Source organism: Microcoleus sp. w2-18bC1, assembly GCF_036700365.1.
Lineage (GTDB): Bacteria > Cyanobacteriota > Cyanobacteriia > Cyanobacteriales > Microcoleaceae > Microcoleus.
Window position 1 is genome coordinate 23,516 of sequence record NZ_JAUBOS010000046.1, and the last position, 23,127, is coordinate 46,642.

At 45.8% G+C, this 23,127-nt stretch carries 16 protein-coding genes; 8 read left to right on the forward strand and 8 right to left on the reverse strand.

Translation table 11 applies throughout. The annotated features are described in order from the left end of the window. Nucleotides 1–9 precede the first annotated feature (9 nt). Both QT979_RS20565 and QT979_RS20570 read left to right on the forward strand, forming a co-directional pair. Nucleotides 10–435 carry a DUF2358 domain-containing protein gene (locus QT979_RS20565; protein WP_333180032.1) on the forward strand — a complete coding sequence of 142 codons (426 nt, stop codon included), beginning with the start codon at nucleotides 10–12 and terminating at the stop codon, nucleotides 433–435. Nucleotides 436–600: 165 nt separating this feature from the next. Further along, a complete protein-coding gene (locus QT979_RS20570; protein ID WP_333107900.1) occupies nucleotides 601–1,014 on the forward strand; it encodes a fasciclin domain-containing protein in 414 nt (137 codons plus the stop codon). 188 nt (nucleotides 1,015–1,202) lie between these two features. Here the strand turns inward: QT979_RS20570 and QT979_RS20575 are convergent, their stop codons facing one another. After that, a complete protein-coding gene (locus tag QT979_RS20575; protein WP_333214931.1) occupies nucleotides 1,203–2,669 on the reverse strand; it encodes a glycoside hydrolase family 13 protein in 1,467 nt (488 codons plus the stop codon). A gap of 757 nt (nucleotides 2,670–3,426) precedes the next feature. On the opposite strand from QT979_RS20575, the gene QT979_RS20580 reads away from it, so the two are divergent. Together QT979_RS20580 and QT979_RS20585 are read left to right on the forward strand one after the other, a co-directional pair. Then, nucleotides 3,427–4,716 (forward strand): glucose-1-phosphate adenylyltransferase, encoded by a 1,290-nt coding sequence (locus QT979_RS20580; RefSeq protein ID WP_333084485.1) that lies wholly within the window; start codon nucleotides 3,427–3,429, stop codon nucleotides 4,714–4,716. Nucleotides 4,717–6,037: 1,321 nt separating this feature from the next. Further along, complete coding sequence (locus tag QT979_RS20585) at nucleotides 6,038–7,048, forward strand: J domain-containing protein (protein ID WP_333214933.1); 1,011 nt, start codon at nucleotides 6,038–6,040, stop codon at nucleotides 7,046–7,048. A gap of 162 nt (nucleotides 7,049–7,210) precedes the next feature. On the opposite strand, the gene QT979_RS20590 is transcribed toward QT979_RS20585, so the two are convergent. From QT979_RS20590 to QT979_RS20610, 5 genes are all read right to left on the reverse strand, one after another. Further along, nucleotides 7,211–7,486: a DUF1816 domain-containing protein gene (locus QT979_RS20590; protein WP_333214935.1), complete on the reverse strand. Its 276-nt coding sequence runs from the start codon at nucleotides 7,484–7,486 to the stop codon at nucleotides 7,211–7,213. Between the two features lie 265 nt (nucleotides 7,487–7,751). Next, nucleotides 7,752–8,042, reverse strand: coding sequence for a DUF1816 domain-containing protein (locus QT979_RS20595; RefSeq protein WP_333311534.1), 291 nt, complete (start codon nucleotides 8,040–8,042; stop codon nucleotides 7,752–7,754). 235 nt (nucleotides 8,043–8,277) lie between these two features. Continuing rightward, the gene (locus QT979_RS20600) at nucleotides 8,278–9,033 is read right to left on the reverse strand and encodes a DUF2993 domain-containing protein (protein ID WP_333070977.1); all 756 of its coding nucleotides are present in this window, start codon (nucleotides 9,031–9,033) and stop codon (nucleotides 8,278–8,280) included. Nucleotides 9,034–9,160: 127 nt separating this feature from the next. Next, nucleotides 9,161–9,754, reverse strand: a complete 594-nt coding sequence (locus QT979_RS20605; RefSeq protein WP_333311535.1) for a pentapeptide repeat-containing protein — start codon at nucleotides 9,752–9,754, stop codon at nucleotides 9,161–9,163. Nucleotides 9,755–9,862: 108 nt separating this feature from the next. Then, a complete protein-coding gene (locus QT979_RS20610; RefSeq protein ID WP_333216009.1) occupies nucleotides 9,863–11,272 on the reverse strand; it encodes an HD domain-containing phosphohydrolase in 1,410 nt (469 codons plus the stop codon). Between the two features lie 276 nt (nucleotides 11,273–11,548). Here QT979_RS20610 and QT979_RS20615 point away from each other — a divergent pair, with 276 nt between their 5' ends. The 3 genes from QT979_RS20615 to QT979_RS20625 all read left to right on the forward strand — a co-directional run bounded on the left by QT979_RS20615 (nucleotide 11,549) and on the right by QT979_RS20625 (nucleotide 16,468). Then, a complete protein-coding gene (locus tag QT979_RS20615; protein WP_333216007.1) occupies nucleotides 11,549–12,286 on the forward strand; it encodes a DUF2993 domain-containing protein in 738 nt (245 codons plus the stop codon). A gap of 334 nt (nucleotides 12,287–12,620) precedes the next feature. Beyond that, a complete protein-coding gene (locus QT979_RS20620; RefSeq protein WP_333216006.1) occupies nucleotides 12,621–13,205 on the forward strand; it encodes a DUF6658 family protein in 585 nt (194 codons plus the stop codon). Between the two features lie 1,217 nt (nucleotides 13,206–14,422). Beyond that, nucleotides 14,423–16,468 carry a SpoIIE family protein phosphatase gene (locus tag QT979_RS20625; RefSeq protein WP_333311536.1) on the forward strand — a complete coding sequence of 682 codons (2,046 nt, stop codon included), beginning with the start codon at nucleotides 14,423–14,425 and terminating at the stop codon, nucleotides 16,466–16,468. A 509-nt stretch (nucleotides 16,469–16,977) separates the two neighbouring features. Here QT979_RS20625 and psb35 read toward each other — a convergent pair. After that, complete coding sequence (gene psb35, locus QT979_RS20630) at nucleotides 16,978–17,172, reverse strand: photosystem II assembly protein Psb35 (RefSeq protein ID WP_333282262.1); 195 nt, start codon at nucleotides 17,170–17,172, stop codon at nucleotides 16,978–16,980. A 136-nt stretch (nucleotides 17,173–17,308) separates the two neighbouring features. Here psb35 and QT979_RS20635 point away from each other — a divergent pair, with 136 nt between their 5' ends. Next, a complete protein-coding gene (locus QT979_RS20635) occupies nucleotides 17,309–20,290 on the forward strand; it encodes a glycerol-3-phosphate acyltransferase (protein ID WP_333311537.1) in 2,982 nt (993 codons plus the stop codon). 198 nt (nucleotides 20,291–20,488) lie between these two features. Here QT979_RS20635 and QT979_RS20640 read toward each other — a convergent pair whose 3' ends face one another. Next, the gene (locus QT979_RS20640; protein ID WP_333311538.1) at nucleotides 20,489–22,696 is read right to left on the reverse strand and encodes a S8 family serine peptidase; all 2,208 of its coding nucleotides are present in this window, start codon (nucleotides 22,694–22,696) and stop codon (nucleotides 20,489–20,491) included. Between the last annotated feature and the right edge of the window lie 431 nt (nucleotides 22,697–23,127).

Genomic DNA, 23,127 nt, shown 5'->3' on the forward strand with positions numbered 1-23,127 from the left:
GAATATCAAATGCAGGTAGAACAAGCAGTAGACACCCTCAAAGCGGATCTCCCGACGCTGTTTGAGAAAGACATCTCCTACGACATCTACACAAAAGATGTTTATTTTCAAGACCCTGTTAACAAATTTAAAGGAAAAATCAACTATCGCATTATCTTTTGGACTCTGCGATTTCACGGCCAGCTATTCTTTAACGAGATTTACTTCGACCTGCACGACGTAGGTCAAACAGCCCATGATACTATTGTGGCAAATTGGACTGTTCGCGGGACACTGCGGGTTCCCTGGAAAGCTCGGATTTTTTTTAACGGCTACTCTACTTATAAATTGGATAAAGACGGCTTAATTTACGAACATATCGACACTTGGGACAGAGAGCCCGGAGAGATTTTAAAGCAGTTTTTCCGCAAGGGGGAGGAGGCGACCCAAGTATAAGCCCACAAGGTCGATCGCGCCGAGCCATCAGGGCCGGCAACCCAATTAACTTATAATGGCTAAAATAATCATCATCCCTCCGATCCATTTTCTGCTATTTGTAAATTGCTAAAATGATTGTCGCCTCTGATTCAATTTCTGCTATTTGCACTCCTGAAAAACATCATGGCTGATATTGTCGAGACTGCCACCAATGCCGGCTCTTTCAAAACCCTCGTGACTGTTATTGAAGCGGCTGGTTTGTTAGATTTATTGCAAAGTCCGGGCCCCTACACCGTCTTAGCACCAACTGATGAGGCATTTGCCAAAATTCCTACGAACACTATTACGTCTTGGCTGGAAGACATACCCAAGCTCAAGAAAATTCTGACTTATCACATTCTGTTTGGCGAGGTACTAACTGAGAACTTGCTTGAGTTAAGCTCTGCTGAAACAGTGGAAGGTTCTGTGGTAGGAATTGATACTTCTGACGGACTTAAAGTGAATGATGCTAAAGTTCTCACTTCCAATATTCTTGCCGACAATGGCGTCATCCATATCATTGATGCGGTGCTAATACCAGCATTGGTTGCAGCATAATCAAACTTGCGGCCTCTCTAAATTTAGTAGGGTGCTTATGGGCGCACCTTACATTTTAAACTAGAGAACTTACGCAAGTGTCACACTTAGTAAGGTGGGTCAGATCCCAGCCATCGCTCATCCCTCCATAACTCGGTCTGACGCACCCTACAAGTCGATTGGATCGTGACACTTACGTAATTGCTGAACTAATTATCAGAACCTAAAATCAATCCCGATCGCGCCGGCAGCATCAATTCTAAAAGGCGAGTTTCCCCGTCACCTTTCCAAACAAACTCGCCTTTACCGAACAGCAATTTATCGTGAGGAGATTTCAAACTAGCTGGCTCAAAGCTAATATTAGCTTCTTCGGTCGCGACATTGACAGCAACAACTATTTCCTCATCCCCCAAAATTCTGGCAAAAACGTAAACCGTTCCCTCAGCAAACAGAACTTGGTACGAACCAGTGCGGAGGGCAGCGTATTTGTGCCGCAAAGCTATCAACTGCTTGTGATAATCTAAAACATCAAGTTCCCAGCGAGCTTGTAAGGGGAAACCGCGGCGAGAATCGGGATCGAGAGCACCGGGCAAACCAACTTCATCGCCGTAGTAAATGCTAGGAGCTCCGGGAAAAGTTAACAGCAGCAAAGTTGCGAGTTCGACACTAGCTTTATCGCCTCCTGCAATTGTTAACAACCTCGCAGTATCGTGACTGGCCAACAAATTAAGTTGAGTTAGCTGTATGGGCCACGGGTACATTTCCAAAACCTGCTGAATTTTGTCGCCGTACTCTTTAGCAAAAAGCGGCGGATAGGGATGGTAAGCACGGCCTTCAATTTGAGTTAAATCAACCCTGTCCCCCGCTGCAAAAGCAATAGTCGGTGCAGCAAAAAGATAATTCATCACCCCGTCAAATTGAGTACCGTCGAGCCATTCTGTCGCATCTTCCCAAACTTCGCCCACAATGTAAGCTTCGGGATTAACTGCTTTAACTCGTTCTCGAAATTCTTGCCAAAATCCCGGAGTTTTAATTTCAAAAGGAACGTCCAGCCGCCAGCCATCAACGCCGAATTTAATCCAATATTCGGCGATTTCCATGATGTATTCTCGCACTTCTGGATTGTCATGATTGAATACAGGAAGGGCTCGATTCCCATCCCAACCGGCATAATTAGCAGGAAAATTGCCGTCGTAGGCAGATAGCGGCCAGCCTTCAATTTTAAACCAATCTACCCAAGGAGAATGCGGGCCGTTTTCGAGGATGTCGTGGAAGAAGAAAAAGCCGCGGCTGGCGTGGTTGAATACGCCGTCGAGGACAACTTTGATATTGCGATCGTGGGCGGCGTCTAGAAGCTCTTTAAAAGCCGGATTGCCACCCAACATCGGATCGACTTGATAGTAGTCGTGGGTGTGGTAGCGGTGATTGCTGGCCGACTGAAATATGGGGGTGAAATAAATTGCGTTAATGCCTAAGTCTTCCAAGTAGTCTAGCTCTTCCATCACGCCCCACAAGTCGCCGCCTTTGTAGCCTTGCAGGGTGGGGATTGCGTGCCATTCTTCCCACATGAAGTTTTGCAGCATGCGTTTGCGGGGCTGTTTGCTTTTGGCGAAGCGATCGGGGAATATTTGGTAGAATACCGCGTGTTTAACCCAGTCCGGCGTTTGAATTTGCATACACTTTTTCTAGATTTTACGGCTTAGGCTACAGTAGCAGATGTTTGTTGCGGATCTAGCTTTTGGTAGAGAATAGATCTTTTATCCCATTTGATCGATCGACAAATTGTAAAATATTACACAAATTTGCAGTCAATCTAAGATGGAAAACAGACTCTACCTAGCAATTTATCGTCCCGATGGGCGACGCTTCCTGAGTGCTGTGGAGTCGCACATACTCTGAATAACAGGAACGCCAGCAAAAAGAACCGGATCGCAAGCAGAACCATGTGAGGAAGGGCTCACACAGAGTGTCAGCGCCCGTGGTGGTGCGATCGACCTGCCTTGAAAAAGAACAACAGCACCATGAGCCTCGATCGAGAAATTGTGAAAACGGGGAATTTACCCAAAAAACTTGTTATTAACAGCCAAAACCCCGAACCTTATTCTTTCCTTAAACTGCCTTTATTTATTGAAAGGTATTTTAACTAACAACTCAAAACTTTTTTAAATATCCATTATGGATTGATGGGTATTTTAACTCACAACTCAAAACTCCTAACTCCAATCCAGGACGTACTCCAACTCTGATCAACCGGGTTTTTTAACTCTTATTGAGAGTTTGAAGAAGTATTTGGATTAAACAACCTGGTTTTTGTGTAAACGACTCAACTCCTAACTCAAAACTCAAAACTTCCTTGCTCCCCCCCCTTGTCAAGAAGCCCTCACCATCCGACACTGTACTTGGAGAGTTAATCGACCCTAGGGAGAAAGTTCCTTGAAAAAAGTTTTAGCCATCATCCTCGGTGGCGGTGTAGGCACCCGCCTTTACCCCCTAACCAAACTGCGAGCCAAACCCGCAGTTCCCCTCGCAGGCAAATATCGCCTCATCGATATTCCTGTCAGCAACTGCATAAACTCGGAAATAGTCAAAATCTACGTCCTCACCCAATTCAACTCGGCATCCCTCAACCGTCACATCTCTCGCACCTACCAGTTTTCCGGCTTCACCGAGGGATTTGTCGAGGTGCTCGCCGCCCAGCAAACTCAGGAAAACCCCAACTGGTTTCAAGGGACAGCCGATGCAGTTCGCCAATATCTCTCGCTGCTAGAACAGTGGGACGTTGATGAATACTTGATTCTTTCGGGCGATCACCTCTATCGCATGGACTACCAGAAGTTTGTGCAGAGACACCGCGAAACCAACGCGGATATCACCCTCTCGGTTTTGCCTATGGACGAGAAGCGGGCGTCGGATTTTGGTTTGATGAAAATCGACGACACCGGCCGCATTGTTTCTTTCAGCGAAAAGCCAAAAGGCGATGCGCTCAAACAAATGCAGGTGGATACTACTACACTGGGATTGACAGCGCAGCAGGCTCAGGAAAGTCCTTACATTGCTTCGATGGGGATTTACGTCTTCAAAAGAGAAGTTCTGATTAAACTCCTGAAAGAATCTCCAAACCAAACTGATTTTGGTAAAGAGATAATTCCGAATTCTGCAAAAGACCACAACGTTCAAGCTTATTTGTTTGACGATTATTGGGAAGATATCGGAACCATTGAGGCTTTTTACGATGCTAACTTGGCTCTGACAAAACAGCCTCAGCCGCCTTTCAGTTTCTACGATGAAAAGGCGCCAATTTACACTCGCCCGCGTTTCTTGCCGCCGACTAAGCTTTTAAATACTCACGTGACTGAATCGATTATTGCTGAAGGCTGCATTCTCAAAGAGTGCCGGATCGACCATTCTGTGTTGGGAGTTCGATCGCGCATTGAAGCTGGATGTACGATTCAAGACACCCTGGTCTTGGGTGCTGACTTCTACGAACCCGACGCAGAACGGCATTCGAGTTTGGACAACGGCGGCGTCGCCCTTGGTATCGGTGCAGATACTACAATTCGCCGCGCGATTGTGGATAAAAATGCTCGCATCGGCCGCAATGTTCAAATAATTAATAAAGACCGAGTGGAAGAAGCCAACCGCGAAAACCAAGGTTTTTACATCCGCAGTGGCATTATCGTAGTTCTGAAAAATGCCACGATTCCTGATGGAACTATCATTTAGTTATTAGTCATTAGTCATTAGTCGTCAGTCATTAGTTTTTTAAGTTAAAATCTGTTACCTGCTTTTCAAGTGACTGATGATAAATAATGAAATTAGTGACAGATAACCAATGACCGATGACTGATGACTGATGACGAAATTCATTCTTTTTTTTGTTGATTATTAATTCCCACCGCTAATGCGAGTTTGTCGAAATACTTGGCTTTATTCAAAGGCTCGCGCATTATTAATAAGCGACAGTCTCTGTTACTGTCTGCCGCGATACAGATATGTCCGCTCGCCTGCGTCTGGCGAATAGCTTCTGATTCTTGTATTTGCGCTGGTAGCACGACTGACAAATGCGCTGCCCGTTTCTTAGTACCACAGCACTCTCGGAACTATCTTTCCAATCGTCGCAGCAGCCACAAGGCCAACTTAGCAAATAATTCATAATGTTAGCACCCTAGTAGCGTTAAAAGCTTATCGCTCTACTATCCTATCTTAATGTTTTATAAAAATGTGTGATTTAGCTAACAGACAGCGGAGAAATTATGTTATATTACTTTGACTTAAATGTATTCAGAGGTTGTAAAAATAAAATTCTCTAGCAGGGGTGTGCGGTGAATAAAAAATATCTAGAAATTTTGTGTAAAAACGGCGCAATTTAGGGTATTATATAGTCACAATTCATAAACCAGATTTGACAGAACTTGCTGATGGAAACCTGCTAAGATTTGGATTGGGTGATCAAGCTCATATCGAGAAGTTCGTAGGCGTAAGCCGGGGCGTAGCCATCGCACCGCGCCCCGGAAAAAAAGACCAAAAAAAGATTGATCGTCCACGCCAGTCAACCCTCCTAGGCTCGCACCCGCAACAGCAGCAGCTTTCCCCCCTCACCTCAACGGGGCTGCAGCCTCCCGAAAGTCGTAAGCCTCATAACTGCCCAAAAGTATTCGCCGCAGGAGTTTCACCGTCTTAAAGCTCACAGGTATAGCAACGCCCTAGAGGGTAAGGACGTTCTTAATTGATGAAAGCTATTGTTTGTGTTGTCGAATGCCAAAAGCATTTCTAGAGGCTGGTGCTTCAGCTCCCTTGGGCACGAGAGAGCTGAATGCTATAAAATCTTAAACAGCAGCGGAGTGCGGAAATTGCGATCGAATGCCAAGCAACAACCGAACTCGATCGAGTCCAAACCTTTGATAACCTATAATTTGAATGAGATGCCGCAGGCACTTCGGCTCCTGGCATTATACTAATGCGCCATCCTGCGGGTAATTTGGGATTTATTCTTTCTAACAACTAACAACTAACAAATAACAACTAATAAAGAGGGGATTGCTTAATGGCTGCAACAGATTTTAAAGACTATTACGCTATTTTGGGACTCAACAAAACTGCCAGTTCTGACGAAATTAAAAAAACTTTCCGCAAACTAGCCCGCAAATATCACCCGGACATGAATCCCGGCAACAAAGAAGCAGAAGCTCGTTTTAAAGAAGTAAACGAAGCTTACGAAGTGCTCTCAGACCCTGAAAAACGAAAAAAATACGATCAATACGGTCAATACTGGAAGCAAGCTGCCACAACTCCAGGCGGATGGCCCGGCGGGGGCAGTACGAATGTAGACTTTGGCGGGGTTGACTTCAGCGAGTACGGCAGTTTTGACGAATTTATCAATGCCTTGCTAGGTCGCGCAGGTAGTAGTCCGGGTAATGCCCGCAACGCCAAATGGAATTACAGTAACTACCGCACCACCAGCGGCGGGCCCACAGGTTTTGGCGGATTTGAAGATTTCGCGGGGTACGAAAACCGCAGCGCAGTCAGCTCTCTCGACACCGAGGTGGTGGTTTCCCTGACTTTGGGGGAAGCATTTCGCGGAACTTCTAAGCGAGTCGCCACGGGCGAAGTTTCGATTCCAGCAGGAGTGAAAACCGGCAGTAAAATCCGGATAAAAGGCAAAGGTCAAGTTGACCCGTACACGAAGCAGCAGGGAGATTTGTACCTAAAATTAGAAGTTTTGCCTCACGCTTTCTTCCAGTTTGAGGGAGAGAATTTGGTCTGCGAGGTGCCGATAACTCCTGACGAAGCGGTGTTGGGAGCTTCAATTGAAGTGCCGGCGCCTGAAGGTATGATCACTGTGAAATTTCCAGCCGGGATTCGTTCGGGTCAGTCTTTGCGGTTGCGAGGCAAAGGATGGCCGAAACCGAAGAAAAACGAGCGGACTGATTTGTTGGTCAAAATTGCGATCGTGCCACCGAAAGAAATTAGCAGTGTAGAACGCGAATGCTATGAAAAACTCAAAGCAAATCGCACTTTTAATCCTCGCAGTAATCTCAATCAGATGGTGCTTTGAAAAAGCGTGCATTTCTCGGACGCAAATAAGATTCTTTCTTCACTATTTCATCGGGACACAGCATTCTTGTGTCCCTAGTTTATGCAAGCGCGCTCTCATTTGAAAAAAACCCTGTTAATAAGTCAACTTTTCTTCGCCCGTAATTTGCACTTTCCAACCTTCTCAAGACTCTTCGCTAGCTCTTAGCTGAGTAGGTTGGCTACCTTGTTTGAGGTTGATGGTAATTTTTTTAGCCCCTTTGTTCTCCAGGTCTCGGATGTAGCCGGTCGATCTGTCAGAAGCTTCCTCTCTGCTGTCATAGGGCCCAAAGTAATAGGTACGCTTTGGTGAATCTGTATCAACTTCTACCCACCATTCGTCGCGTCGAGTAGTGCTAGCAGGTTGAGCTAGTAGCCAAAAAGCCGTGAAAAACATACCCAACATAGAGATTTCAAACATATTTACCTCTGGGAATACTTAAGTAGTTTTTACTCTTCTCAATTTATCAACGCCAGGGGATCGATCGGATCGTCCTCAGTGCTGATTTGACGCAGGTAGTTTTTGAGAGTAGCTGCTGTCTAAAATCAGCATTTCGGTGGAGAAGAGTTTTAGGCTGGGTGGCTGTAAGTCACTGCTAGACATACAAAGTCCGCAAGGCAAGGACTAGAAAAAGAGCCTTTTTATCTTATTGTTGAGATTTGAGTTAATTCAAAACTCAAAATCATTAAATCGCTACACTTTCTGAGACTTCCTCTTCGCAAATGGTCAGATGCGAAGGCTGACACCGTTTAATGCGGATGCTAAGCCTTTTGGCTCCCTCGCTTTCCAAGTCTTCTATGTAGCCTGGAGTATTGCTGGAAGCTTCTTTGTCGGTGTCAAAGGGGCCAAAATAGTAGGTACAGTGGGGCAAATCGGTGACAATTTCTACCCACCATTTCTCAGACCGGCGGTGGCCCGGCCCGGCAAACACGGACAAGACTGCGACGTAGATACAAAATAAATAAAATCCGAGCATCTTTATTCTTGAGAGTGGTTTAATTTATTATTTGAATCTATCAAAATAATTTGCCCAATCAAATCAACCTCAGTGCTGATTTTGCGTGGATCGACTTTAGATGCGAGATTTTAGATCTTAGATTTTTCTTGCCATCTAAAATCTAAAGCAAAACCCGCCGGTGCGGGTTGTTTGCTAACTAAAAAATGCTCTTTTTCCAAACTTGATGGCTGGGCAAACCTCAGCCTGCTGAGGTTTAGCGCTTGCCTTTGGGGAACTGTTCGATACCAGCCCAACCGTAGAAAACCAGCTCGTCGTTCTGAACTCGGCAGCGGTCTACTCGCAGTTGAGTGCCTTCTAAGGCAAATTTGTCTAAGTCTAGCAAGTTATTTACGTGGGCAATTATAGCTTGACCCAAGTCTACTGCTTGCCCGTCACCGCCGTAAGTAACGCTGACAAATTGGATTTTGCGTCTGTCTTCAACTTGCAATTGAGCAGTAATATCTATTTTGACCGGTTCGCTGGCATCGCCTACGGTAATTTCGGACTGAAGCCGAATTGATTTGTCGGTTCCGAAGCTGACTTCAGTGTTTTGAAAGTGCAGAGATTGCTCTTGGTACTTCAGCTTCTGGAGTTTTTCAACTACAAAAGGTGTATTGAATGAGGTGGTTAAATCCGATCGACTTAAGACTACTCGCATATTTGCCTGGGTAGGCTGCCGTAATTTGACTTGACCTGCAAAAATCGCCCCAAAATCAATGGAGAGTGCTTGCAGATAGAGTTCCATCACTTCTATGCGAAGGCCGTTGTACATCAACATACCTTTGCCAACGAAGTCGAAACCGTCGATGCTTCCCTGCAAGAGTTTGGCTACTGGTTCGACTCGGATGTTGGCCTCGGCCTTTTCAGAACGCTTGAATAAGGCTGCGATCGCAGCTCCTGCTACTTTACTAACAAGGCGATCGCCACTTTGACCTTGAAAGGATGTACCGCTAAACAAAGCTGCTACCATTTATTCGTTTGCTCATCTACAGTCGCCATTATAACCTCATATTAAGAAATGTAAAAATAGCTTGTGCTTATTCACCTCATAAGCAGATATTGTTTTTTGTCTGTCTTCAAAACAACATTGTTGAAATTTAAAGGCTCAGGGGGGTGCCTTGGAGACAGGCGCGATCGAGCAAAGCTCCATCCCAAAGGGTTTTTTCCATCATGGCGCAAAGCAAATTAGCCCCCGTCAGGTTAGCGCCCCGCAGTACGGCTCCATTCAGGATCGCTTCTTCCAAGTCAGCTCCCGATAAATCAGCGCCGGACAAATTGGCATGGCTCAAATCGGCACCAAGCAAAATTGCCCTAGCCAAAGCAGCGCCCCGCAAATCGGCACCGCGCAAATCGACACCGCTCAAATCCAGATTGCCGATGGATGCCGCCGTCAAAAAAGCACCCCCAAAACTTGCGTCGCGGACTAAAGCGTTAGCGAAGGAAGCGCCCCGCAAATCGGCATTGCGAAAATCTGCGCCTCGCAAGTCCGCGCCACTCAAGTCAGCGCCACGGAGGTTGGCTCGCAATACGGCCCGCTGCAAGTTAGCGCCCGCTAGATTAGCTCCACTCAAGTTGGCTTGAGACAAGTTAGCACCGGCGAGATCGGCTCCCGCTAAGTCTTTGCCGGCTAAATCAGTGCCGGCCAACATCAAAATTTTGCCTTTGCGTATGGCTTCGAGGTCATTAGTCATTAGTCAGTTGTCAGTTGTTGGTTGTCAGTTGTTGGTTAACAGTCAACAGTCAACAGTCAACAGTCAACAGTCAACAGTCAACAGTCAACAGTCAACAGTCGAGTTATTTTATAATGCCGGAGCGGCCGAGGTCGTTCGATCGCCCTCCTCCAACCACACGTTAGGCAGTTGGCTCGGGCGAGTTGGTAACTCCATCAAACCCATTTCTGCCAGCCTGACGACGTTACCCAGAGTTTCCACCAAAGCCGGATCGAAGCGAGTGCCGCACAGTTCGCGGCACTCTTCCAAAGCTTCGCTCAAACTCAAAGCCGCACGATCGCCACGCGGTTGAGTCAGTTCTTGAAAATAAGCGACCAGCCCCAAAATCCGCGAAGTCATCGGTATCGCTTCGGCTCGCAAACCCTCTGGCCTGCCGCTGCCGTCCCAATATTCGAGTTTATGCTTGACAATTTCCGCTACCGGTGCTAGTTCCGGCATTGCTTGCAGCAGTTGGGAACCAATGAAACTGCGATCGCGCCAAAACGAGAAAGTTGCTTGGTCAAAAGCATCGGGAGTGCGATCGAACACCTCATTCGGCGCAGAAACTAAGCCAACTCGAAACAGCAATCCAGCTAGCCGCAGCCTCCGCAACTGCAAAGCCGGCAAATCCAGCAGTTGACCCAAAGTTTCCGACAAAGCTGCCACCTGTAAAGACGCTGTGGGATTTGCGGTATCGCGTTCGTCCACGCGCTGCGCCATCCGCAGAAAAGCTTGAAGTTTGTTAGCGTTCAAATTGCGGCTGACACGCAAAGCTTGACCTTCCAATTCCCACAATTCGCGGGTTTGGCGGTTAATTGCCACCATTTGCTGCTGAGAACTTTGCAGGTAAGTGACTATCCGTGATACCACGCCACTAATATCTGCCAAGGGCGGGCCTTTGGTTGCCAGGATTTCGTGGTACATTTCCAGCAAACTGTCGGCTAGGGGAGAGTTGTAATGTCGCGTCTGTTCTATAAAAATTTCTGCCGAGGCCGACACCAAAGACTGGTCAAACGACCACAAACCGTAGAACTTTCGTTCTGTATCGACTTCTGGTTTGCCCTCGGGCAAGTATTCCTCGGCTGAAAGTTCGCGGCAAAGCACCATTGCTTTGTATGTGGGGGCGACGATGATTAAATTCCATTCTTGGATTAGGGGGTCGCTCTCATCGAGATTTATTAAAGATACATTTTCTAATTGACCCGTTTTGTGGGTAGCGAAACCGCTGTCGGCTACTGCACCGATGACAACGCGCCGAGAGGCATTAGCAATATCTAGGTAGCGATCGGCTTCCTGTAAATACCATTTACCCTGCTGAAACGTTACCAAAACTAAGGGTTGGAGTTCACTTTTGTCCCCGCCACTGGTTTGCAAAATGTGGTCTTCTAGGGCGTGACATAGGGCTACTAGGGTGTTTTTGAAGTATACCCCGTAGCTAGAAGGCAGTTTTCCGTCGGGAAGTGTAGCTTGTAGTCTAGCGAGAGTTGATTCTGAATTCATTGCAAAAAGCGGTGCCGGCTCTTACTTATTGTAGCGGGCGATCGAACTTCTAGAAAAGACTTTTGGCAAAAATCCGAGTTTTTGAGTTTTCACCGCTTCGCAACCGAGTCAATGTAGAGTGCGCCGAATAGTACCTGATTAATTTTAGTAATTTTCTGGAAACCCTCTGTCTTTAGCTGAGTTTTTTTAAGACGAGAAACCTGCCAAGAGGAAGACGCTAACTCAATTAAGTATTAACTACTATTTTTAAAACAATAATTATTAGGAATTCTGAGCGTGCTTCAAGAAAATAGGAGTTTAGGGGAACAGGCGATCGACAAAGTGGCCGAGATTGCTATTTCGAGCAAATTAGACGAATCCGAAACTTTGTCTGTGACAGTTAACACCGATCCGATCCAGTTAGCCCAGGGTTCAGTAGAGGCCGTTGCGGTTGAGGGTACAGGGTTGGTAATGCAACAAGATTTGCGCGTGGAAGATTTGCAAATTCATATCAAGGATATTGCTGTCAATCCCCTGACCGCTATGTTTGGCAAAATTGAACTGAACGGGCCTGCCTTCGGTGCGGCACGCGCAGTTTTAACAGAAAGCGATATCAACCGCGCTTTTAATTCCGAATACATCAGCAGGAAACTGAAAAACTTAAAAGTTACTGTTGACGGACAACAGCAGACAATAGACGTTAAAACTATTGAGTGCCAATTGCTAGCCGGAAAAATCGCTTTAAATGCTGAGGTATTGGTGCGGGAAACTGCCTCCACGGAAAAAATTTATTTTACATCAAAACCTCAGATCGCAGGGGGCGGTTGGGCAATTTCTCTTCAGGATGTCGAGTATCCCGAAAACAAGGAATTTTCGCCGGAGTTAACTGAAGCTTTGGCGGACAAAGCTGGTGAAGTTTTAAACTTGCGAAATTTTGAAATTGAGGGAATGTCCCTGCGAATTCAGCAGCTAAATGTGGAACCGGGCGTGCTGACTTTGCAAGCTGAAGCGAAAGTCGAACAATTCCCTAATTAGGAATGAGAATTAAATAACTTCCACAAGTTTGTGGGATGGGCGTCCCGCCCGTCCCACAATAACAATTAAAATTGTAAGTTATTTAATTCGCGCTCCTTAGCAGCTTGTAGGGTGTGTCAGAAACGAAAAAGCTCTTCAATTCCAGCAACTATTGGCACTGGCGAACCCTACCATTATGCTTTGCTTTGGAAAAATCTCCGCAGTTTATGAAATCCCTCTAAAGTTATAAAAAAGTCGATAGCAACCCGCAGCAAAATATCACCGCCGTTAGAGGCAGGCATGGGTAGTTTACTTTTACTCTTAACAAGTAGTAGTTAAAAATTGGAAACTTTTTGTGAACACTGTAACTTCTTTTTTGAAAAAACTGCGTAGCGGTCAATTATTAACTCAATTTTTGACTGTATGTATGGCCGGTTTGTTGCTGTTTAGCAGCACCGCTTGCAATTCGGGCGATGTTCGAGGTGCTCGGCCTGAGAATCCTCCCGTTCAAGCTGGAGGAATGAATAACCCTCACAAGGGTGGCGGTGATGGATACACGAATTATAAAACATCCACCGATCCTAAAGTAAATCAGTCGCCTGCTCAAGCAGAAAAGAATCGGGCTGATTTGTCGATCGTGGGCGATCGTCTCCTGGCCTCGACTACCGCTGAATCTAATTCCTCAAAGCTGCTTTATCCGGGTTCTGCACCTATGGAAACTGACAAGTTGGACCTCGAACTCGGCGGAGATAAAAGTCTGTTAGAAGCGCCAGACGGACAACAGGCTAAGGCTCAACCCGTATTTGATCGCAGCGATCCCGATGCCAATATTTTAGAGAGAGTAGGCGCCGCCTTTAAGGATGCTTCTGGTTTCCTCAAAGATAGCGCTGAAGATGCCAAGGAAAGCTCGGTTACGAAACTCAATCCGTTGCAAAAATAAGCTAGCCGAACCAAAAATGATGTAGGGGCTGTCTGAAATTAGCCCCTACATAAATAATATAATTTATTGAAGCTACATAAACGCTTGTAGATATGCCATCTGCTCAACAATATTTACGTTTTTATGCTTTTTTGATATAATGCAGAGCAATATATTTTACATTGTAGGTTATTTATGATTGGAATCCCCAACAGTATTTTTGGTAAATTTCACTCAGGTTGAAGAACTCTCAAACCGATTAATTAACATGAACTATTTTACTATAAATTAAACTGACTGGGTTGTTGATTTCGTGAGCTCCTCCAGCGACTAACTGTGCTACACTCGACATTTGTTCGGAGTAAATTAGCTGACGATGCCAAGGAAAGTTCCGTTACAAAGCTTAAATTTTAAGATTATTTTACCGATGCAGGAAAAAGCCTAAACACTTTTAGGCGTAAAGAAGCATTGTAATGATGGATAAAATACCAGGTAGCTCCCACATGATTGGAAAGCTTTTTATAAAATGACCGAGTTTTTATTACAATAGCGAGAACTCATTGGCATCCGGGTGTTATTGAATATTTCTATATCACAAGTTTTGCCCGTATCTCTCCCGACAGATTGGTGTCGCTTGCGAGGGAAAACTTTTTCCTATGCGACCTAAAAAGTTGTATAGTACAGGGCATATTGTCTGTAAACGGCTGAGAGCGAATCTCAGAAATCTGGGTCGCAAGAAAACAGGGATGTCTACAGCTTCATATAAAGCCTGTTTAGGCTTTGTTTGGGCTTAAAACGCAGTTTTTGTCCCGCTAAGCCAGGGATGATAAGCTGTGTTGCATCTAGATTGCCTATGGTACTAGAGAGGAAGAGGGGGGGAAGGGGAGAGGGGGAGAGGATTTGACGATTTTTGATCGGGACTCGAAATATACAATTTAAATGCACAACAGCTTATTACAATGCGGGTTTTGAAGCAACAGGTAGAAACTTCTAATAACGCCACGCAACAACTGGAAGCGATGCTAAAGGCGTAATTATTCTTAGTTAATCGCTATACCCGTGAAATCTTGGAAAAATACTTCTCGTAAATTCCAGCTTCGTACTGCCCTCGTCGTTCCCTTCGTTTTGCAAATCGTCGCGGCGGTGGCGTTGGTGGGTTATCTTTCCTTCGGCAATGGGCAAATTTTTCTGTAGCCAGCATTGACCCTTTGAATAGCCCACCCACTCATGGAAATCTTATGAAACTCCAAAGACAAATCCTCTTAACAACGATCGGGCTGGTTTCCCTTGCCCTGGTTCCCACCGTTGCTCTGCTGACCTGGACTTCCCGACACGCTCTCCTGGCACAGACTGAAGCACAAGGTAAGCAAGTCGCTCAATCCCTGGCTCGCAGTGCTCAGTTTGTTGAGAAAGTTCCCAAAGATGTGGAAAATACGATCGCAGACCATATGCTTGCCCAAGCCACGATCTCGGCTCACCTGGTTGCTATAGCTGAAGCAGCCAATCTCAGCCCCCAACAAATCAATCAACGGTTAAGTGCGATCGCCAAAAAATCCGTCGTGGAGGAGTTCTGGATTACGGATGAAACTGGACGGGCTTATTTGAAGAATGCTCCCTTCGCGTTCACGTTTAGTCCTGATCGGGCTAAACAACCCCAGGCGTCTATGTTTTGGCCCCTCCTAACAGGAGCAAAATCTACCGTTGTTCAGGATGCCCAGGTGAGAGAGTACGATAAGCAAATCTACAAATATGTGGCAGTAGCAGGGGTCGATCGTCCCCGGATTGTGCAGGTTGGGTATAACGCTTCGTTTATTGAGCGGTTGCGCCAACAAGTTGGAATCAATGGCTTGATCAAGCGATTGTTAACGAGTGGAGAAATCGGTGGGATCTGGGTGGTCGGTCTCAACGCCACCACCAATGCAACGGCTGTGGCAGACAATTCGGGATTGAGTCAAGAACTGAGTCCAACAGATACCCAAAGGTTGAAGGACAGTATAGCTCAAAAACTGACCCAAAGTTATCAAGAAGATGGTTTTTTGAAAGTTGCCACGCCCTTAATTGACGAGACAGGACAGATAACAGGGGCAATTCTGGTTTCACTCTCCACAAAACCTGTGCAGGCAGCGCTTCAGAATCAACTGTTATGGTCGCTGACAGTTTCAGCCGTGGTGCTAACAATCAGTTCGATCGTTGCCCTGCTGTTATCGCGGCGACTAACTCAGCCTGTGCTGCAATTAAGCGAGGCTGCATCTTCGTTGTCTACTGGCAACTGGGATCAAATTGTTCATGTCCAAGGGACTGATGAAATGCACGATCTAGCAACTGCATTCAACAAAATGAGCGGACAATTAAAGGAGTCTTTTGCAACACTTGAAGATAAAGTTAAAGAACGCACCGCAGAACTAGGAACCGCTAACGAAGAAATCATTGCCCTCAACGAGAGACTCAAGGAAGACAATCTCCGCATGGGTGCGGAATTGGATATCGTGCGTCAGATGCAGCAAATGATTCTGCCCAATGCTGAGGAACTGAAAATTGAAGGACTCGATATTGCCGCATACATGGAGGCCGCCGATGAAGTCGGCGGCGACTACTATGATGTCTTAAACACCGATGGCGTTGTCACTCTGGGCATCGGCGATGTCACGGGGCATGGACTTGAAAGTGCCATCTTGATGCTGATGGCGCAAACCGCCGTTCGTACCCTCAAGGAAATACGTGAAGTAGACCCCGTTCGGTTCCTAGATGCGCTCAACCGCACCCTTTACAAAAACGTGCAGCGCATGAAATCTCACAAAAGCCTCACCCTAGGGATTTTAAATTACTCCCAAGGACTCGTCAGTATTAGCGGTCAGCATGAAGAAACAATTATTGTGCGAAACGGTGGACAGGTTGAACGTATCGATACGATGGATTTAGGTTTTCCTATTGGCCTCCACGATGACATTGCTGAGTTCATCAGTCATATTTCAATTGAGCTACAGCTAGGAGAGGGGATAGTGCTATATACCGATGGTATTCCCGAAGCAAAAGACATTAACAAAAAACAATATGGCGTTGAGCCGATGTGTGAAGTCATTAGCAAAAACTGGCATTTATCGGCTGGGGAAATCAAGCAAGCGGTGATTGACGATGTGCGGCGACATATCGGCAATCAAAAAGTATTTGATGATATTACGCTGTTGGTTGTGAAGCGGACGGAATTAGGCCTCGAAACAGAGTCACAGCCTCAAGCAGCCGCATTGGTTGAGATCGATCGCCAATACCTCGAAACCATAAACTGATGACATCAAACGGAAAAATTGTCGCCGGGGCGATCGCCTTAGCAGTCAATTGATTTTAGATTTTAGATTTTAGATTTTAGATTGAGGCATTGACCCCACGGATAAATTCGGGGGCTTATTTATCGGATAAAACTTTTTATATCTCCACAAATTAATGTGGAGGCTTGTATCTTGGATGCTTTCGGTCAAATTTACGAAGAGGTGGTGAGATATCTCAAACGCCACCCCCCAAAAGAGGCTGAATCTCAAGAGAACTCCAAACCTGTAGTCAACTTCTAAATTTCTATGATTAAATCTATCTAATGATATCTTGCATCAATCTAAAGAAAGCGATCGATCGCGGGATGAGCGCTCCCTTTATTGACATTAGTGCTTTCGGTCAATTAAAACTATTCACTCAAAGCCTTTCTACATAGCGTAAGGCGCGCCAAAGCGCACCCTACAAAATAGATATGCAAGGGTAAGTCCTATTACTCTCAAAGCTTTTTTCGCTCTAAAACAGCTTTGTTCTATTTTTTCTTTGAATCAGAAACATCAGCAATCAAATCGTCTTTATCAACTTTCGGTACAAAATCAGGGCGTTCTTTGGATTCCCAACCGGGTGGGCGCTTGGAGTTGTACCAGGCGATCGAGCCGATCGTAACTGCGGCAATAAAGCCAGCAACAAGAACTAATATTGGGGTCGTCAAGCTGACATCTGTCATGATAGTTAAATCCTTATCTACTCTACTTTTACATTATCTTAAGTGCTAATGCCGTTTTATAGATATATCTCAAGACTGAAAAAAAACTGAATTGAGGTCATAATGTTTAGAGGTTGAAAATAGGAGAGCAGATTTTATGCCGTTGGGGACAATAGCATTGCTGTTGGCTGCGAGTTTCAGCCTAGGTGCTTTACCGCTAACGGGATGGGCGGTGCGAGTGTTTAGTCGCCGAGATTTGAGGGCCCTGGGCACGGGGAATGTGGGCGTGTCGGCTGCTTTCATTCACGGCGGGAAATTAGCGGGAATTGCTGCGGTGTTGGCGGAAATTGCCAGGGGAATTTTGCCGGTTTTGGCGGGGCGATTTTGCTTCCCGGATGCACCTGCGATCGCGATCGCCCTGTTAATTCCTCTAGTTGCGGGCAGATATGCGATCGCCCGAGGTGGAGGCGTGACCAACGCTGTTTGGGGTCTTTTGGTATTTTCGCCGCCGGTGGCTGTATCATCGGGCATTTGGGGGCTGCTGGTGTGGGCTTTGGCACAGCGGTGGTGGGGTAAGGGCGATCGGGCGAGACTCTTTGCTTCCCGTTGCGGGTGTCTGTGTACCCCAATCTGGGTTTGGGTGTGGCGACAATCAATGCCCGAATTTTTAGCAGCAGCAGGATTAGCCTTTTTACTCTTCACAATTAGTCTTCGTCAGGGTGATGATATGGCTTTATCTAAATCAGAGCAATTGTTTTCTCTTGACGACTCGTTAGATGCTGCAATCTGTGGCGATAAAGCGGCTAAATTGTCTCAACTGAAACGAGCCGGGTTTAACGTACCTTCTGGTTGGGTATTATCACAAGAAGCGGGCATCGGGCATCGGGCATCGGGCACCGGGCATCGAGGAAATAGTGATGACTTGTCAATTCCCAATGCTTTCATTCAAAATCTAAAATCCAAAATCCAAAATCGAATGATTGTGCGTTCTTCTGCTGCGGGAGAAGATGGCGATACGAGTTCAGCCGCCGGACAATATCAAACTATTGGCCCTGTTTTCACTGAAGCAGAATTACTCGACGGCATTAATCGCTGCCGCCAGTCTTATTGGACTTCCGAAGCTGTTGCTTACCGCCGCCAGCGACAACTCCCCGATACCCAAATGGCTGTATTAATTCAGCCTTATATTGACAGCGAATTTGCGGGAGTCATGTTCAGTCGCAATCCTTTAGATGGCGGTTCCCAGGTAATTATAGAAGCTTTACCGGGAGGAGCAGAAGCTGTTGTCGGCGGACAAATTACTCCGGTTCATTTAGAAATTGATTTTAGTAAACCTGAATCATTAGAAAACAAATTAACTGAACTTCAAAGTAATTCAATTATTGCTCAACCCATTTTAGCAGAATTGGTAAAACAAGCCCAAGCGATTGAAGCATTTTTTCACGGAATCCCGCAGGATATTGAGTGGAGTTGGGATGGGGAAAAAGTTTGGATTTTGCAAAGCCGCCCAATTACTAATTTACAGCCTTTTTGGACGCGCACTATTGCAGCAGAAGTGATTCCAGGTGCAATTCGCCCCCTAACTTGGTCGATTAATCGGCCGCTAACTTGCGGGGTTTGGGGAGAGATTTTTAAGGTGGTTTTGGGCGATCGCGCGATCGGCTTAAACTTTAATGAAACGGCAACTTTGCTGGGTTCTCACGCCTATTTTAATGCCACTTTGTTGGGCGAAATTTTTCGGATGATGGGATTGCCGGAACAGGGTTTGGAATTTTTGCTCAGAGGGCAAAAGATGGGCAAGCCGCCTTTGGGGAAGATTTTGCCCAATTTGCCTGGTTTGTGGCGTCTGGTGCAGCGAGAGAGGGCGCTCAATGCAGAATTTAAGGTCGATCGTAGTTCTATTTTCCTCCCGGCACTGCAAAGTCTGGATAAGGAAGAGGGAAGAAGGAAGAAGGAAGAAGGAAGAGGTTCGAGCGAAGAAGAAATATTAATGCCCAATGCCCAATGCCCAATGCCAGATTATCAATATTTAACGGAATTGTTGGAGAGAGCGGAGCAAATTCAGGAGTGGCTGAAACCGATTACTTACTACAATATATTAGGGCCGATCGGGCTGGCTATTCGCAAGGCTATTTTTCGCGTTAATGATGACTGGCTGGCTAATGACAGCGCTCCTGAAATTGCTTCGGTGCGAGCTTTACAGCATTTGGCTCAGAAATTGCGGCAAGCTGCTTTTTCGCAGCCTGACGAAACTATTTCAGTCGCAGATTTAGCACAGACATTTGCAGAAACTCCGGGTTTACAAGCAGAGTTTGAAAAGTGGCTTGATACTTACGGATATTTGAGCGAGGTGGGAACGGATATCGCTGTTCCTACTTGGCGAGAACAACCGGAAATTTTTCAAAAGTTGCTAATAACTATGGCTCAAAAAGCCGAAACTAATTTAGTGGAAAAACGTGAAATAGGATTGAGTTTTTTGCAGAAGTGGCGATTAGATAAATGTCAAGAAAGAACTCTTGTCAAAAACCAAATTAGCGAAATTTACGCGCGGTTGTTGGCTCACCTGCGCTGGACTTTTTTGGAGATTGAAGCTTGCGGATTGGCAATGGAGGTGTTTCAGGAAAGCGGGGATATTTTTTATCTGGAATTTGGGGAAATTCAGGAGTGGATTCGTAGCGGTGCGAGTGTTTCGTTTAAGGATACAATTAGGGAAAGGCGCGATCGCCTGGTAGCCGATCGCGATCGCCCGATTCCCCCCGTGGTCTACGGCAATTTGCTGCCCAATTCTCAGACAAGGGCGATCGACTCCGCAACATCGGGAACTAATATCCTCCAGGGAATTCCGGCGAGTATTGGCCGTGTCGAAGGCTTTGTCAAGATTTGCCGCACCGCGAGCACAGATTTAGGAGAAAATGCGATCGCAGTAGTTCCTTACACTGATGCAGGTTGGGCGCCGCTGCTATTAGGAGCAACAGCAATTATCGCCGAAGTTGGCGGCCAACTATCTCACGGAGCAATTATCGCCCGCGAGTACAAAATTCCCGCAGTCATGAATATTTCTGAAGCTACAACTCGCTTGCGAAACGGTCAAAAAGTCAGAGTAGATGGGTATCTCGGCACTGTAGAATTGCTCGAATAAACGGGAAGAAGAGTATAAAAACTTGTTTGTAGTAACGTGAGTTTGACCGTCAGGCGATCGCCCTGGTAAACTCAAAGTGCGATCGGCATTTCTCACTCAACTTTAACTAAAGTGTAAGTAGTTGCATAAAAATAATGTACATCTTCAAAACCCCAGTTTCTTGGAGAAACCGGGGTTCAATAAATTACCCAGTAGTTGTTAATTAGTCTCACGAACTTCCGGGGTAATTCCTTCAGGTTTTGCTGTTGTAGTCAGAAATTCCAAAATTTCGTCAGGAGTTAGGTTTGGATTCGCCTGAAGCATTAGAGCAACTACACCTGCAACATAGGGAGCAGCCATAGACGTTCCCGGCAGAAAGCCATAACCTACGTTTCCCAGCGTAATCGGAATTGTAGATAAGACTTCACGGCCCGGAGCAACCACAAAATTTGTTGGTATCGAACCAGCAGGATTGGAAAAAACTGTTACCTGTTTGCCTGGAAAACTTGTTACTGCTCCGACAGCTATTCCCAAATTATCGAAAGCATAAAATGCTGGAAAATTTGGTTCGCTAGGGTTGAACTTGTCCCTGTCATTTCCCGCTGACATCACCACAAAAACTCCTTTTTCCTTAGCATCTTCTAAGGCTTTCCGTAGATTTGGATCGAGGAACTTTGCTCCGGCCAAACTCATATTAATCACATCGGCGCCATTGTTTACCGCATAGCGAATGCCGTCAATAAGATTTGGACCAGATACATCACCTCCAACACTTCCCACCCTAATCGGCATAATCTGAGCATCATAAGCGACCCCATTCATTTCCAGTGTAGGATTGGGAGAATTGATGTCAATTCCATTTCTTTTAGCCCCAATGATTCCTGCTACGTGAGTTCCGTGAAACCCAAGCTGATCGTTTGAATCTGGGGAGACAGTAGCATCGCCATCTACAAAATCCCACCCATTTACATCATCAGTTTTTTCGTTGAGATCGTCATCAATACCATTCCCCGGAATTTCTTTAGGATTCCGCCAGATATTGCTCTGTAAATCGGGATGACTCAAGTCAACGCCACTATCCAGTACCGCAACCACCACACCTTTACCCGTGTATCCTGCTTTCCAGGCTGGGGCAACATTGAGGAGGTTTAAGTCTCCTATGTTATTCAATTTAGCAGCACTGGTGAGCGGGTTAGCAGCATCCAACTGCGGTTTACCAGTGGCAGCCGCAACTGCCGCTGCTGCATCCACCAGTCCGTAGCCAAACAAGCTGTTGAACTTATCTGTTGCCGGTGCAGCTAAGATGCTGAGGTTGTAGGGTGTGCTGCCTACAAAAGGGTTGACGCCGAGATAATAAGTACCTGCTGATAAACCCCTAAAGAAAATTTCCTCTGAATTGTTGCCTTGCTGTTGAGGAACGCCAAGAATTTCACCAAAATCAACCTTGTTGTTATTGTTGACATCTTGAAACAGCATTAAATCCGCATCTGTACCTGTCCACATTCCCCGCAAGTTGACTTGAAGGTTGCTGGGCTGTGGGAGATCAAATTTGTAGAGTTTCGCAGGTTGGTTCTCATCAACAAAGCCATCCCCCGAACCCTTGACTCCGCTGCTGAATGTACCAAGAGAAGTAACTTGATTCAGCAAAACCTGAATTGGCTTGAAAGTTATATTCAGGTTGTAGCTGGTGTTAGCTCCCCGTACACCTTGTCGAACTAAGACAGAGTATGTACTTGGTAAAGAAAACCTACTTATCATTACTTCTGGCTCAATTCCCAAATTCTGGGAGTCATAGATTTCCTCTGGACTCAGGCTACCATCTTGATTAGCATCTCTCGCAAACCGTAAATCAGCGTCCGCACTTAAACCATTGAGTTCTAATGTGATACTACTGGGTGTGTCAGTGGTGAAAGTGTAAATATCTTGGAAGTTGTTTTCACCTACGAAGCCATTCAGCCTAATTGAATTTTTCAGAGTACCCAGGTCTGTTAATCCTACTGCTGCTTTTCGTTCGGTTTGGGGTACAAAAGAGTCATTGCCACTACCACTAATTAGCGTGTCTCCACCCACATTGCTAACCGAACTATCTTGGTCATCAGAACCTGTAAGTATGTCGCTGCCTTGACTACCGTGCAGCGAGTCTGTTCCTTGACCTCCAACGAGGGTATTGTTCCCAAAGTTGCCAGAGATGAAGTCATCAAAGTTCCCGCCCAATAGAGAATCGTTACCGCTACCTCCTAACAGGAAATTCTGACCGCCACCGCCATCGCTCGATTCTGGAGATACCGAACCAATCACAGTATCATTACCTTGTAAAGCCCGCAGTCCTCCGCTGATGGGATTTAAAAGTCCTGGGGTTAGCCTGAAGTAATCAGAATTGGGAGTTAGATCTAAAAAATTACCGTCACTGCTGGAACTACTCATCATCAGATGCTCCTGGTCAGCTCAATAGGTATATCTTATCTATGGAAAAAGTTTCAACCCTGAAATCGCAAAGTTTTTTAATAATACTCAAAGAAAATTCTTAGGACTCAGGCAACAATCCTATAGATAGGTTTAACCCCACATCTTGCACCATTCTCAAGAACAGGCAAGATGCCCGTTCCACAAGGAGTAGATTTTCTTGTAAAACAGGCATCTTGCCTGTTCCTAAAACGCTAATTGAGAATGGTGCAAGATATAAGTTTAACCCCACATTCCGCAGATATTCAAGCAGATTTAAATTCAAATAAATTGAGAATTGCCAAAACCTCAAATGATTGCATAGCAATCATTTGAGGTTTTTTTAAGGTATAATAATTTGTGCCAGTATAGCAACCTTCAAAACTATGAAAAAGCCCTCTGAAGCTATAAATATC

Bases quoted from the DNA above. Each gene is read 5' to 3' on its own strand.
- QT979_RS20565 (WP_333180032.1), top strand. From the start codon at position 10: ATGCAGGTAGAACAAGCAGTAGACACCCTCAAAGCGGATCTCCCGACG.
- QT979_RS20570 (WP_333107900.1), top strand. From the start codon at position 601: ATGGCTGATATTGTCGAGACTGCCACCAATGCCGGCTCTTTCAAAACC.
- QT979_RS20575 (WP_333214931.1), bottom strand. From the start codon at position 2,669: ATGCAAATTCAAACGCCGGACTGGGTTAAACACGCGGTATTCTACCAA.
- QT979_RS20585 (WP_333214933.1), top strand. From the start codon at position 6,038: ATGGCTGCAACAGATTTTAAAGACTATTACGCTATTTTGGGACTCAAC.
- QT979_RS20590 (WP_333214935.1), bottom strand. From the start codon at position 7,486: ATGTTTGAAATCTCTATGTTGGGTATGTTTTTCACGGCTTTTTGGCTA.
- QT979_RS20595 (WP_333311534.1), bottom strand. From the start codon at position 8,042: ATGCTCGGATTTTATTTATTTTGTATCTACGTCGCAGTCTTGTCCGTG.
- QT979_RS20600 (WP_333070977.1), bottom strand. From the start codon at position 9,033: ATGGTAGCAGCTTTGTTTAGCGGTACATCCTTTCAAGGTCAAAGTGGC.
- QT979_RS20605 (WP_333311535.1), bottom strand. From the start codon at position 9,754: ATGACTAATGACCTCGAAGCCATACGCAAAGGCAAAATTTTGATGTTG.
- QT979_RS20610 (WP_333216009.1), bottom strand. From the start codon at position 11,272: ATGAATTCAGAATCAACTCTCGCTAGACTACAAGCTACACTTCCCGAC.
- QT979_RS20625 (WP_333311536.1), top strand. From the start codon at position 14,423: ATGAAACTCCAAAGACAAATCCTCTTAACAACGATCGGGCTGGTTTCC.
- psb35 (WP_333282262.1), bottom strand. From the start codon at position 17,172: ATGACAGATGTCAGCTTGACGACCCCAATATTAGTTCTTGTTGCTGGC.
- QT979_RS20635 (WP_333311537.1), top strand. From the start codon at position 17,309: ATGCCGTTGGGGACAATAGCATTGCTGTTGGCTGCGAGTTTCAGCCTA.
- QT979_RS20640 (WP_333311538.1), bottom strand. From the start codon at position 22,696: ATGATGAGTAGTTCCAGCAGTGACGGTAATTTTTTAGATCTAACTCCC.